We start from the raw sequence: 13,474 nt of genomic DNA, 5'->3' as shown, positions 1-13,474 counted from the left end.
CCCCCCCCCCCCCCCCCCCCCTCCCCCCCCCCCCCCCCCCCCCCCCCCCCCCCCCCCCCCCCCCCCCCCCCCCCCCCCCCCCCCCCCCGTCCCCCCCCCCCCCCCCCCCCCCCCCCCCCCCTCCCCCCCCCCCCCCCCCCCGCTCCCACAGGAGATTCCCGCAGGGAATTGAGGGTGTACGCAAGTTTTGTATCCGGGGTAGGTCGCCGGTCGATTTCGTGGTTAACTTCGGCCTCTTCAAGATTCTCTACAACAACGTTCAGAAGGACTCCGTTCATGGCTCAAGTGACTCTTAAAGGCAATCCGGTTCAAGTCAACGGCCAGTTGCCACAAGCCGGTTCCAAGGCGCCAGCCTTTTCCCTGGTTGCCGACAATCTGTCCGACGTCACCCTGAAAGACTTTGCCGGCAAGCGCAAAGTGCTGAACATCTTCCCAAGCATCGACACCCCGACCTGCGCGACTTCCGTGCGTCAGTTCAACGCCAAGGCCAGCAGCGTCGACAACACCGTGGTGCTGTGCATCTCCGCTGACCTGCCGTTTGCCCAGGCCCGTTTCTGCGGCGCCGAAGGCCTGGAAAACGTCCAGAACCTTTCGACCCTGCGCGGTGCCGAGTTCATCCAGAACTACGGTGTGGCCATTGCTGACGGCCCACTCAAGGGTCTGACCGCCCGTGCCGTGGTGGTGCTGGACGAGAATGACAACGTGCTGCACAGCGAACTGGTCAAGGAAATCGCTGAAGAGCCGAACTACGAAGCAGCGCTCGCTGTCTTGAAGTAAGCAGGGCTTTACAATTGTTAACGGCCTGGCCCTGTCCAGGCCGTTTTCATTTGTGCTTCAGTGTCTTACACAAATCTCTTGTTACGTAAGCCGAAGGTAAATTGCCGGTAAAGGCGCTTTGCTTAAGACCCGCCAGTGCTTATCGTTCAGCCTCATGTAATAAATGCCCACGCGCCCAATGGTTGATCTCTCAATGCAATCCTCCGCTTCCCGTAGTCCCCGTCGCTGGCTGTTCGGCCTGCTTGTCCTGCTGGTCATTGCCGGCCTGTGCTGGAAATTCTGGCCCGGTGGTGCTGCGCCGAAAGAAGGGGCACAGTCGAAAGCCGTAGCGGGGCACACCGGCAGGGCAGGCGGGATGCGTCCGGGTTTCGGTGGCGCCTCCGGCCCGGTTCCGGTACGTGTGGCACCGGCGGTCAAGGGTGACTTCCCGCTGTATTACAAGGCGCTGGGTACGGTCACCGCACTGAACACCATCAATGTGCGCAGCCGCGTCGGCGGTGAGCTGGTCAAGATCTATTTCGAAGAAGGGCAGATGGTCAAGGCGGGCGACCTGCTGGCTGAAATCGACCCGCGCCCTTACCAAAACGCCTTGCTCCAGGCTGAGGGCACCTTGCTGCAGAACCAGGCGCAGTTGAAAAACGCTCAGGTGGATGTCGAGCGTTACACCGGCCTGTACAAGGAAGACAGCATCGCCAAACAGACTCTGGACACCGCTGTAGCGCTGGTCGGTCAGTATCAGGGCACGGTCAAGACCAATCAGGCGGCGGTCAACGACGCCAAGCTCAATCTCGAATTCACCAAGATTCGCGCACCGATCACGGGGCGCGTTGGCCTGCGTCAACTCGACGTCGGCAACCTGGTGGCGGCCAACGACACCACGGCGCTGGCGATCATCACCCAGACCCAACCGATCAGCGTCGCGTTCACCTTGCCGGAAAACAGCCTGGAAACCGTGCTGGCTCGCTATCGCAGCGGCGCCAAATTGCCGGCCGAAGCCTGGGATCGGGGTGACACCAAGCTGCAAGCGACGGGCGTATTGCAGAGCCTGGACAACCAGATCGATGTCACCACCGGCACCCTGAAATTCAAGGCGCGTTACGACAACCGTGACCAGGCGCTGTTCCCCAACCAATTCGTCAATGTGCGCCTGCTGGCCGACACCCTCAAGGACGTGATCCTCGCACCGTCCGCCGCCATCCAGTTCGGCACCAACGGCACCTTCGTCTATGCCTTGGACGGCGACAAGAAGGTCAAGATCCGCCAGCTGAAAATCGGTGCCAGCGACGGTGATAACACCGTGGTCACCGAAGGTCTCGCCGCCGGTGATCGCGTGGTCCTGGAGGGCACCGACCGCCTGAAGGACGGCAGCGACGTGGAAGTGGTCAACGATCCGCAGCAAGTGCCGACCAGCCCTGCAGGCCACCTGCAAGGCAAATCGGCGGCCAACTCCACTGAGCCGGCACCTGCCGACAAGGCGAAAAAGGGCGGCGCATGAATCTCTCGCGGCTGTTCATCCTTCGTCCGGTAGCGACCACCCTGAGCATGCTGGCCATTATTCTGGCCGGCGTGATCGCCTATCGCCTGTTGCCGGTGTCGGCATTGCCCCAGGTCGATTACCCGACCATTCGCGTCATGACCCTCTATCCCGGCGCCAGTCCGGATGTCATGACCAGCGCCGTGACTGCGCCGCTGGAGCGCCAGTTCGGACAGATGCCGGGCTTGACGCAAATGGCTTCCACCAGCTCCGGCGGCGCTTCGGTGCTGACCCTGCGTTTCAGCCTCGACATCAATATGGACGTTGCCGAACAGCAGGTGCAGGCCGCGATCAACGCCGCGACCAACCTGCTGCCCAAGGACCTGCCGGCACCGCCGGTGTACAACAAGGTCAACCCGGCCGATACCCCGGTGCTGACCCTGGCTATCACTTCCAAAACCATGCTGTTGCCCAAGCTCAATGATCTGGTCGACACGCGCATGGCGCAGAAAATCGCCCAGATCAGCGGCGTCGGCATGGTCAGCATTGCCGGCGGCCAGCGTCAGGCCGTGCGAATCAAGGTCAACCCTGAAGCCCTGGCGGCCAACGGCCTGAATCTGTCGGACGTGCGGACCCTGATTGGTGCCTCCAACGTCAACCAGCCCAAGGGCAACTTCGACGGTCCGACCCGGGTGTCGATGCTCGATGCAAACGATCAACTGACCTCGCCGCAGGATTACGCCAACCTGATCCTGGCCTACGCCAATGGCGCGCCACTGCGTCTCAAGGATGTGGCCGAGATCGTCGACGGCGCGGAAAACGAACGTCTGGCGGCCTGGGCCAACGAAAACCAGGCGGTGCTGCTCAATATCCAGCGTCAACCGGGTGCCAACGTCATCGAGGTGGTAGACCGGATCAAGGCCCTGCTGCCCAGCATCACCGACAACCTGCCAGCCGGCCTCGACGTCGTGGTGCTGACCGACCGGACCCAGACCATCCGCGCTTCGGTCAAGGATGTGCAACACGAATTGCTGATCGCCATCGCCCTGGTGGTGATGGTCACCTTCCTGTTCCTGCGCCGGGCCAGTGCCACCATCATTCCGTCGGTGGCGGTGCCGCTGTCGCTGATCGGTACGTTCGGGGTGATGTACCTGGCAGGGTTCTCAGTCAACAACCTGACCCTGATGGCGCTGACCATCGCCACCGGTTTCGTGGTGGACGATGCGATCGTGATGCTGGAGAACATTTCCCGCTTCATTGAAGAGGGTGATAGCCCGTTGAATGCGGCGCTCAAGGGTGCCAAGCAGATCGGTTTCACCCTGATTTCCCTGACGCTGTCGCTGATCGCGGTACTGATTCCGCTGCTGTTTATGGCGGACGTGGTCGGGCGCCTGTTCCGCGAATTTGCCATCACCCTGGCGGTGGCGATCCTGATTTCCCTGGTGGTGTCCCTGACCCTGACACCGATGATGTGTGCGCGGCTGCTCAAGCGCGAACCCAAGGAAGACGAGCAGGGCCGTTTCTACCGGGCCAGCGGAGCCTTCATCGACTGGATGATCGCCGCCTACGGCCGCAAATTGCAGTGGGTGCTCAAGCACCAGCCGCTGACGTTGATGGTGGCCATCGGTACCTTGGCGTTGACGGTGTTCTTGTACATGGTCGTGCCCAAGGGCTTCTTCCCGGTGCAGGACACCGGGGTGATCCAGGGCATTTCCGAAGCACCGCAGTCGATTTCCTTTGCGGCCATGAGTGAGCGCCAGCAGGAGCTGGCCAAGGTGATCCTGGCCGATCCGGCGGTGGAGAGCCTGTCATCCTACATCGGTGTCGATGGCGATAACTCGACGCTCAACAGCGGGCGGTTGTTGATCAACCTCAAATCCCACAGCGAGCGCGACCTCAGTGCAAACGGCGTGATTGCCCGCTTGCAGCCGGAACTGGACAAGCTGGTCGGCATCCGTCTGTTCATGCAACCGGTGCAAGACCTGACCATCGAGGACCGGGTCAGCCGTACGCAGTACCAGTTCAGCATGTCGTCGCCGGACTCCGAATTGCTCAGCCTGTGGAGCGGTCGTCTGGTCGAAGCCCTGGCCGAGCGCCCGGAGCTGACCGACGTCGCCAGCGACTTGCAGGACAAGGGTTTGCAGGTCTACCTGGTGATCGACCGTGATGCGGCGTCCCGGGTCGGGGTGTCGGTGTCGAACATCACCGATGCGCTGTACGACGCCTTCGGCCAGCGGCAGATTTCCACCATCTACACCCAGGCCAGTCAGTACCGCGTGGTGCTGCAATCGCAGTCCGGCGAGAAGATTGGCCCGCAGGCGCTGGACCAGATCCACGTCAAGACCACCGATGGCGGTCAAGTGCGGCTGTCGAGCCTGGCGCACATCGAGGAGCGCCAGGCGCAACTGGCGATCACTCATATCGGCCAGTTCCCGGCGGTGATGATGTCGTTCAACCTTGCACCTGGCGTGGCGCTGGGGCATGCGGTGCAGATCATCGAGCAGGTGCAGAAGGACATCGGCATGCCGATTGGCGTGCAGACCCAGTTCCAGGGTGCGGCCGAGGCCTTCCAGGCGTCGCTGTCGAGCACCTTGCTGCTGATCCTGGCGGCGGTGGTGACCATGTACATCGTGTTGGGCGTGTTGTACGAGAGCTACATCCATCCGATCACGATCCTGTCCACCTTGCCCTCGGCGGCGGTCGGGGCCCTGCTGGCGTTGATCCTCAGCGGAAATGACCTGGGAATGATCGCCATCATCGGCATCATCCTGCTGATCGGCATCGTGAAGAAGAACGCAATCATGATGATCGACTTTGCCCTCGACGCCGAGCGCAATCAGGGCATGGACCCACAAACCGCGATCTACCAAGCGGCGTTGTTGCGGTTCCGGCCGATCCTGATGACCACCCTGGCTGCCTTGTTCGGCGCGGTGCCGCTGATGCTGGCCACCGGGTCTGGCGCGGAATTGCGTCAGCCGTTGGGTCTGGTGATGGTCGGGGGGCTGTTGCTCAGCCAGATTCTGACGCTGTTTACCACGCCGGTGATCTATCTGTACTTCGACCGCTTGGGGCGTCGCTTCGGCAAGTCCGACGCCCAAGAGGTGGCGCTGTGAAAGTGTTAAACCTTGCACCCTGTGGGAGGGGCGGTCGATGAACTTGTCCGGACCTTTCATCAAGCGCCCGGTCGCCACCATGTTGCTGAGCCTGGCGATCATGCTGCTGGGCGGCGTGAGCTTCGGCCTGTTGCCGGTGTCGCCGCTGCCGCAAATGGACTTCCCGGTGATCGTGGTGCAGGCCAGTTTGCCCGGCGCGAGCCCGGAGGTCATGGCCTCCACCGTGGCCACGCCGCTGGAGCGCTCCTTCGGCGCCATCGCCGGGGTCAACACCATGAGCAGCCGATCCAGCCAGGGTTCGACCCGGGTGATCCTGCAGTTCGACCTCGACCGTGACATCAACGGCGCGGCGCGGGAAGTGCAGGCGGCGATCAATGCCTCGCGCAACCTGCTGCCCAGCGGGATGCGCAGCATGCCGACCTACAAGAAGGTCAACCCGTCCCAGGCGCCGATCATGGTGTTGTCGCTGACCTCGGACGTGCTGGAAAAAGGCCAGTTGTACGACATTGCCTCGACCATCCTGTCCCAGAGCCTGTCGCAAGTGCAGGGTGTCGGTGAAGTGCAGATTGGCGGCAGCTCCCTGCCGGCAGTGCGCATCGAACTCGAACCCCAGGCGCTCAACCAGTACGGCGTGGCACTGGACGATGTGCGCAACACCATCGCCAACGCCAACGTGCGCCGACCCAAGGGCTCGGTGGAAGACGGCCAGCGTCTGTGGCAGGTGCAGGCCAACGACCAACTGGAAAAAGCCAAGGATTACGAGTCGCTGATCATTCACTACGCCGACGGCGCGGCCCTGCGCCTGAAGGATGTGGCCAAGGTCAGCGACGGCGTCGAGGACCGCTACAACAGCGGTTTCTTCAACGATGATTCGGCGGTGCTGCTGGTAATCAACCGCCAGGCGGGCGCCAACATCATCGAGACCGTCAACGAGATCAAGGCCCAGTTGCCGGCGTTGCAAGCGGTGTTGCCGGCCAGCGTCAAGCTGAACCTGGCCATGGACCGTTCGCCGGTGATCAAGGCCACGTTGCATGAAGCGGAAATGACGCTGTTGATTGCCGTGGCGCTGGTGATCCTGGTGGTGTTCCTGTTCCTCGGTAACTTCCGCGCCTCGCTGATCCCGACCCTGGCGGTACCGGTATCGCTCGTGGGCACCTTTGCCGTGATGTACCTCTACGGTTTTTCGCTGAACAATCTGTCGCTGATGGCGCTGATCCTCGCCACCGGTTTGGTCGTGGATGACGCCATCGTGGTGCTGGAGAATATTTCCCGGCACATCGACGAAGGCGTCAAACCGATGAAGGCCGCCTATCTCGGCGCCCAGGAAGTTGGCTTCACCTTGCTCTCGATGAACGTGTCGCTGGTGGCGGTGTTCCTGTCGATCCTGTTCATGGGCGGGATCATCGAGAGCCTGTTCCGCGAGTTCTCCATCACCCTGGCTGCGGCCATCGTGGTCTCGCTGGTGGTTTCGCTGACGTTGACGCCCATGCTCTGTGCCCGCTGGCTCAAACCGCACACACCAGGCCAGGAAAACCGCCTGCAACGCTGGAGCCAACGCACCAACGAATGGATGGTGGACAAATACGCCACCAGTCTCGACTGGGTGCTGCGTCATCGTCGCTTGACCTTGTTCAGCCTGATCGTGACCGTTGGCGTCAATGTCGCCCTGTACGTGGTCGTGCCGAAAACTTTCCTGCCGCAGCAGGACACGGGCCAGTTGATCGGTTTCGTGCGCGGCGACGACGGCCTGTCGTTCAGCGTGATGCAGCCGAAGATGGAGACCTTCCGCCGTGCCGTGCTCAAGGACGATGCCGTGCAAAGCGTGGCCGGTTTCATCGGTGGTACCAACGGCACCAACAACGCGTTCATGCTGGTGCGCCTCAAGCCGATCAAGGAACGTAGTATCTCTGCGCAGAAGGTCATCGAACGCCTGCGCAAGGAAATGCCCAAGGTTCCCGGCGCGCAGTTGATGCTGATGGCCGACCAGGATCTGCAATTCGGTGGTGGTCGCGAACAGACCTCGTCGCAGTATTCCTACATCCTGCAAAGCGGTGATCTGGGGGCGTTGCGCGAGTGGTATCCGAAAGTGGTGACCGCGCTCAAGGCCTTGCCGGAGTTGACCGCCATCGACGCCCGTGAAGGTCGCGGCGCGCAACAGGTGACGCTGATCGTCGACCGCGACCAGGCCAAGCGCCTGGGTGTGGACATGGACATGGTCACGGCGGTGCTGAACAACGCGTACAGCCAGCGACAGATTTCGACCATCTACGACAGTCTCAACCAGTATCAGGTGGTGATGGAGGTCAATCCGAAATACGCCCAGGACCCGATTACCCTCAATCAGGTGCAGGTGATCACCGCTGACGGTGCACGGATTCCGCTGTCGACCATTGCCCATTATGAAAACAGCCTGGAAGACGACCGGGTCAGCCACGAAGGCCAGTTCGCCTCGGAAAGCATTGCCTTCGACATGGCCGAAGGCGTGACCGTGGAGCAGGGCAGCGCCGCCATCGAACGGGCGATTGCCGCGGTGGGCCTGCCGGAAGACGTGATCGCGAAAATGGCCGGCACCGCCGATGCCTTTGCCGCGACGCAGAAGAGCCAGCCGTTCATGATTCTCGGTGCGTTGGTGGCGGTGTATCTGGTGCTCGGCGTGCTCTATGAAAGCTACATCCACCCACTGACGATCCTCTCGACCTTGCCGTCGGCTGGGGTTGGCGCGTTGCTGTCGATCTATGCCCTGGGCGGCGAGTTCAGCCTGATTTCGTTGCTGGGGCTGTTCCTGCTGATCGGCGTAGTGAAGAAAAACGCCATTCTGATGATCGACCTGGCGCTGCAACTGGAGCGCCAGCAAGGCATGGCGCCGCTGGAGTCGATTCGCAACGCCTGCCTGCAACGATTGCGGCCGATCCTGATGACCACCCTGGCGGCGATCCTTGGTGCCTTGCCGTTGCTGCTCAGCCGTGCCGAAGGTGCGGAAATGCGCCAGCCGCTGGGCCTGACCATCATCGGCGGGCTGATTTTCAGCCAGGTGCTGACCCTTTACACCACCCCGGTGGTTTACCTCTATCTCGACAAACTGCGCCATCGCTTCAACAAGTGGCGTGGAGTGCGTACCGATGCTGCTCTGGAAACTCCGTTATGACTGACCGTTCGCTGTTCAACCTGGCCACACCGCTGGCCACATCGTTGATTAAGGCCCGAGGCTCGCGGTTGCTGAGCCTGTCGCTGTGCGTGGCGATGCTCAGTGCCTGCGCCGTTGGCCCGGATTACCAGCGCCCGCAAACGGCAGCGCCGATGGAGTACAAGGAAGCGGCCGGCTGGCGCCAGGCCAGCCCGAGCGACTCCCTGGCTCGCGGCGCCTGGTGGGAGTTGTACGGCGATCAACAACTCAATGGCCTGATTGAAAAGCTCAACAGTTCCAACCAGACGGTGGCCCAATCCGAAGCCCAGTACCGTCAGGCCCAGGCCTTGGTGCGCAGTGCCCGTGGCGCGTTTTTTCCGACGGTGGACCTGACCCTCGGAAAAAACCGTTCCAGCCAGGGCACCGGCAGCAGCAGTTCCAGTCTGAGCAATTCCTCCAGCGGTATCCGCGACACCTACACCGCACAGGCCGGCGTGAGTTGGGAAGCGGATATCTGGGGCAAATTGCGCCGGGGCCTGGAAGCTGACACCGCCAACGCACAGGCCAGCTACGCCGATCTGGCGGCGATGCGCTTGAGCCAGCAGTCGGAGCTGGTGCAGAACTACCTGCAATTGCGGGTCATCGATGAGCAGAAGCGCTTGTTGGAAGCGACCGTCGCGGCCTACCAGCGCTCGCTGAAAATGACCGAAAACCAGTACCGCGCTGGTGTGTCCGGCAAGGATGCGGTGGCTCAGGCGCAGACTCAGCTCAAAAGCACCGAAGCGGACATGGTCGACCTGATCTGGCAACGCGCTCAATTTGAAAACGCCATTGCGGTGTTGATCGGTCTGCCGCCGGCCGAATTCAAACTGGCTGAAACCGATGACATTCCGGCCTTGCCCGAGGTGCCACTGAGCCTGCCTTCGCAGTTGCTGGAACGACGTCCGGACATTGCCTCCGCCGAACGTTCGGTCATGGCCGCCAATGCCAACATTGGCGTGGCCAAGGCCGCGTATTACCCGGACCTTACCCTCAGCATGAACGGTGGTTACAGCAGCAGTACCTCGAAGAATCTGTTCAGCCTGCCTAACCGTTTCTGGTCGGTGGGGCCGCAACTGGGGATGACCCTGTTCGACGGCGGACAACGCTCGGCGGAAGTGGACCGCAGCGAAGCGGCCTACGATGAAACCGTGGCCAAGTACCGGCAGACTGTGCTCGACGGTTTCCGTGAAGTGGAAGACTTCCTGGTGCAGCTCAAGGTCCTGGAGGACGAGGCCGTGGTCCGCCAGCAAGCCCTGGACGCCGCGCGCGAATCCTTGCGTCTGACCCAGAACCAATACAAGGCCGGCGTGATTGCCTACCTGGATGTGGTGGTGGTTCAGGCCACCGCGCTGAACAACGAACGCACGGCATTGAGCCTGCTGCAGAGCCGATTGATTGCCAGTGTGCAGTTGATTGCCGCGTTGGGCGGCGGTTGGGATGGGCAGCTCGAACAACCTAACTGACCTGTAGGAGCGAGCTTGCTCGCGATGGTCGTTAACGATAACGCGGGCTGTCTGGATGCCCGCGGTGCCTGGGCCCTCATCGCGAGCAAGCTCGCTCCTACAAAGATTGCGTAGTGTCTGGAAGGGCTATCGCGGGTTATCGAGCTGATCAAACAAGCGTTTCATCGGACTGATGGCTAAATGATTACTTTTTCAGTGCGTTCTCTTGCGCAATCAGTACAATCGCCCGATTTGCCCCACCGAGAAAGGAAGCAGTACGGGGGGCGATGGCGAGACGTCTTATGCTCATCGGTAGTTATTCTCCAACGCTGGTTATCATCTCGCTTTGCGTGGCGATTCTCGCCTCATACACCGCGCTCGACCTGACCGGACGTATTGCCACCGCCAAGGGGCGAGCCGTGCATTTATGGACGGCGGGTGGCGCTTTCGCCATGGGCATCGGCGTGTGGTCGATGCATTTCATTGGCATGCTGGCGTTCAAGCTGCCGATCGACCTCGGTTACGACCTCACCATTACCTTGCTGTCGCTGCTGATCGGCATCCTGTCCTGCGGCTTCGCCCTGTGGCTGGTCAGTCAGCCGCAGTTGCCGGCGTGGCAACTGGCCTTCGGCGCCCTGGTGATGGGGGCAGGCATCAGTGCCATGCATTACACCGGCATGGCCGCCATGCGCATGCAACCGGGGATCGATTACGACCCGACATTGTTCAGTAGTTCATTGCTGATTGCAGTAGGAGCGTCGGGGGCGGCGTTGTGGATCGCTTTCCGCCTGCGCCAGCACGCGCCCTATGTACGTCTGATTCGTGCCGGCGCGGCGGTGATCATGGGTATTGCCATCGTAGGCATGCATTACACGGCGATGGCCGCCGCACAATTTCCGGAAGGCAGTTTTTGCGGTGCCGCCACGAGCGGTCTGAACGGCAATGGTCTGGACAACCTTGTACTGATCACCACCCTGGCAGTGCTGAGTATCGCCCTGTTGACCTCTATTCTCGATGCGCGCCTTGAAGCGCGTACGGCCAGCCTGGCCCAGTCATTGACCGAGGCCAATCGCGAACTGACCCAACTGGCCCTGCACGATACTCTGACCGGCCTGCCGAATCGCATTTTGCTGGCCGACCGTATCGACCAGGCAATTTCCAGGGTGAACGGCGAGGGCGGCTGTTTTGCCTTGATGTTCATCGATCTGGACGGCTTCAAGCCGGTCAACGATGCCTTCGGCCACCACATGGGCGATCAGTTGTTGCGTGAAGTCAGCTTGCGCTTGCGTGAGGACTTGCGTAGCCAGGACACCTTGGCACGCATCGGTGGCGATGAGTTCGTGCTGCTGGTGCAGCTCAGTGAGCAGAATGACGCGATGAACCTGGCGGCTCGTCAGGTCGGCTTGATCGCTCGCTCGTTCCGCGTCGCCGAACATGATTTGCACATCTCCGCCAGCGTCGGCATTGCGCTTTATCCCGGCAATGGACACAACGCCCACGAACTGTTGATGAATGCTGACGCCGCGATGTACCACGCCAAAGGTGCGGGCAAGAACGGCTACAGCTTCTTCGATGCCTCGATGAACGGCAACGCACGCAAGCAATTGCAATTGCTCCAAGACCTGCGTATCGCCATTGAACAGCAACAGTTCAGTCTGCATTACCAGCCCAAGTTCAACGCCAGCAATGGTCGACCGGTGGGCGCAGAAGCCTTGCTGCGCTGGGAGCACCCGACCCAGGGTATGCTGCTGCCGGACAAGTTCATCGAGCTGGCGGAAAAGACCGGGCTGATCATTCCGATCGGTGAGTGGGTGCTCAATGAAGCCTGCCGGCAGATGCGCGAATGGTACGTGCTGGGTTACACCGACTGGCGTATCGCGGTGAACCTCTCGGCATTGCAGTTCTGCCACGCCGGGTTGGTGCAGAGTGTCGCCAAGGCGTTGTCCACGCACCGCTTGCCGGCCAACAGCCTGACCCTGGAAATCACTGAAACCACCGCCATGAGCGATGCCGATGCGAGCATGACGGTACTGCAGGAGCTGTCGGAAATGGGCGTTGACCTGTCCATTGACGACTTCGGCACCGGTTATTCGAGCCTGATGTACCTCAAGCGCCTGCCGGCCAACGAGCTGAAAATCGACCGTGGTTTCGTGCGCGACCTGGAGCGCGACAGCGATGATGCAGCCATCGTTTCCGCCATCGTCGCGCTGGGTCAGGCGCTGGGGCTGCGCATTGTGGCCGAGGGTGTGGAAACCGATGTCCAGCAGGACTTCCTGACCCAGTTGGGGTGCAACTCGTTGCAGGGCTACCTGCTGGGGCATCCGTTGCCGGCGGAGCGCTTCATGGTGGAGATTCACCGTTCGGAGCAGTTGGCGACGGCCTGATCTGTGGCGAGGGAGTTTGTTGTGGCGAGGGAGCTTGCTCCCGTTGGGTCGCGAAGCGGCCCCGCCATTTTCCAGATCCATCGAGTCAATTGATATGCGACTGCTTCGCAGCCGAGCGGGAGCAAGCTCCCTCGCCACAGGTATGCACCCTAGTCACGGAGCCCGATAAGGGCCCATGCAAAAACCGAAAAGCTTGGTTATTCTTCCCCCGACCGCTTACGCTTGAAACGGGGAACGCTTGCATGGATAAAGTCATCGTCATCACCGGCGGCAGTCGCGGCATTGGCGCCGCCACAGCCCTGTTGGCCGCAGGACTTGGCTATAAGATCTGCATCAACTACCAGTCGGATGAAGAGGCGGCGCACAGTGTGCTGGAGCAAGTCCGTGCCCTGGGTGCGCAAGCCATTGCGGTGCGCGCCGATGTCAGTATCGAAGATGAAGTGATCGCGCTGTTTCACCGGGTGGACACCGAATTGGGCCGGGTCACGGCACTGGTGAACAACGCCGGCACCGTGGGGCATAAGTCCCGGGTCGATGAAATGTCCGAATTTCGCATTCTCAAAATCCTCAAGACCAACGTACTCGCGCCCGTGCTGTGCGCCAAGCACGCGATCCTGCGCATGTCGCCCAAACACGGCGGGCAGGGCGGCAGTATCGTCAACGTCTCTTCGGTCGCTGCACGCCTGGGCTCGCCCAACGAATACGTCGACTACGCCGCCTCCAAGGGCGCGCTCGACACCTTTACCATCGGCCTGTCCAAGGAAGTGGCGGGCGAGGGGATTCGCGTCAACGCGGTACGGCCGGGTTACATCTACACCGATTTCCATGCCTTGAGCGGTGACCCGGACCGGGTCAGCAAGCTGGAATCGGCCATTCCCATGGCCCGTGGCGGGCGACCGGATGAAGTGGCGGAGGCGATTGTCTGGTTGTTGTCGGATAAGGCTTCCTATGCGACCGGGACTTTTGTAGATCTGGGTGGCGGGCGTTAATCCCTGAGCTTTGTGTCGTTAATGCTGACCTCTTCGCGGGGAAGAGCGACCCCCCCAACCACCCGGGAAACCCCCGGGGAAGGAGCCGCTCCACAAAAAAAACAAACCAACAAAAACCACAACCCCAAA

At 61.4% G+C, this 13,474-nt stretch carries 7 protein-coding genes; all 7 read left to right on the top strand.

The window, feature by feature from the left end; all coding sequences use genetic code 11:
• Positions 1–276 precede the first annotated feature (276 nt).
• The 7 genes from tpx (at position 277) to ACSFE6_RS28560 (ending at position 13,345) form a co-directional block, all read left to right on the top strand.
• Positions 277–777: a thiol peroxidase gene (gene tpx / locus ACSFE6_RS28590; protein WP_435430739.1), complete on the top strand. Its 501-nt coding sequence runs from the start codon at positions 277–279 to the stop codon at positions 775–777.
• A gap of 178 nt (positions 778–955) precedes the next feature.
• Positions 956–2,272, top strand: coding sequence for an MdtA/MuxA family multidrug efflux RND transporter periplasmic adaptor subunit (locus tag ACSFE6_RS28585; protein ID WP_435430738.1), 1,317 nt, complete (start codon positions 956–958; stop codon positions 2,270–2,272).
• The gene (locus tag ACSFE6_RS28580) at positions 2,269–5,364 is read left to right on the top strand and encodes an MdtB/MuxB family multidrug efflux RND transporter permease subunit (RefSeq protein ID WP_435430737.1); all 3,096 of its coding nucleotides are present in this window, start codon (positions 2,269–2,271) and stop codon (positions 5,362–5,364) included. Before ACSFE6_RS28585 ends, ACSFE6_RS28580 begins: the two co-directional genes overlap by 4 nt.
• Before the next feature lie 37 nt (positions 5,365–5,401).
• Positions 5,402–8,509: an efflux RND transporter permease subunit gene (locus ACSFE6_RS28575; protein WP_435430736.1), complete on the top strand. Its 3,108-nt coding sequence runs from the start codon at positions 5,402–5,404 to the stop codon at positions 8,507–8,509.
• A complete protein-coding gene (locus ACSFE6_RS28570; protein WP_435430735.1) occupies positions 8,506–9,993 on the top strand; it encodes an efflux transporter outer membrane subunit in 1,488 nt (495 codons plus the stop codon). Before ACSFE6_RS28575 ends, ACSFE6_RS28570 begins: the two co-directional genes overlap by 4 nt.
• A gap of 281 nt (positions 9,994–10,274) precedes the next feature.
• The gene (locus ACSFE6_RS28565) at positions 10,275–12,356 is read left to right on the top strand and encodes a putative bifunctional diguanylate cyclase/phosphodiesterase (RefSeq protein WP_435430734.1); all 2,082 of its coding nucleotides are present in this window, start codon (positions 10,275–10,277) and stop codon (positions 12,354–12,356) included.
• Positions 12,357–12,598: 242 nt separating this feature from the next.
• Positions 12,599–13,345 (top strand): SDR family oxidoreductase, encoded by a 747-nt coding sequence (locus tag ACSFE6_RS28560; protein WP_435430733.1) that lies wholly within the window; start codon positions 12,599–12,601, stop codon positions 13,343–13,345.
• The last annotated feature ends 129 nt before the right edge of the window (positions 13,346–13,474 follow it).

This window comes from Pseudomonas baetica (assembly GCF_051216495.1).
In the GTDB taxonomy this organism is placed as follows: Bacteria; Pseudomonadota; Gammaproteobacteria; order Pseudomonadales; family Pseudomonadaceae; genus Aquipseudomonas; species Aquipseudomonas baetica_B.
This window is presented reverse-complemented; position numbering and strand designations above follow the sequence as displayed.

Bases quoted from the DNA above. Each gene is read 5' to 3' on its own strand.
- tpx (WP_435430739.1), top strand. From the start codon at position 277: ATGGCTCAAGTGACTCTTAAAGGCAATCCGGTTCAAGTCAACGGCCAG.
- ACSFE6_RS28585 (WP_435430738.1), top strand. From the start codon at position 956: ATGGTTGATCTCTCAATGCAATCCTCCGCTTCCCGTAGTCCCCGTCGC.
- ACSFE6_RS28580 (WP_435430737.1), top strand. From the start codon at position 2,269: ATGAATCTCTCGCGGCTGTTCATCCTTCGTCCGGTAGCGACCACCCTG.
- ACSFE6_RS28575 (WP_435430736.1), top strand. From the start codon at position 5,402: ATGAACTTGTCCGGACCTTTCATCAAGCGCCCGGTCGCCACCATGTTG.
- ACSFE6_RS28570 (WP_435430735.1), top strand. From the start codon at position 8,506: ATGACTGACCGTTCGCTGTTCAACCTGGCCACACCGCTGGCCACATCG.
- ACSFE6_RS28565 (WP_435430734.1), top strand. From the start codon at position 10,275: ATGCTCATCGGTAGTTATTCTCCAACGCTGGTTATCATCTCGCTTTGC.
- ACSFE6_RS28560 (WP_435430733.1), top strand. From the start codon at position 12,599: ATGGATAAAGTCATCGTCATCACCGGCGGCAGTCGCGGCATTGGCGCC.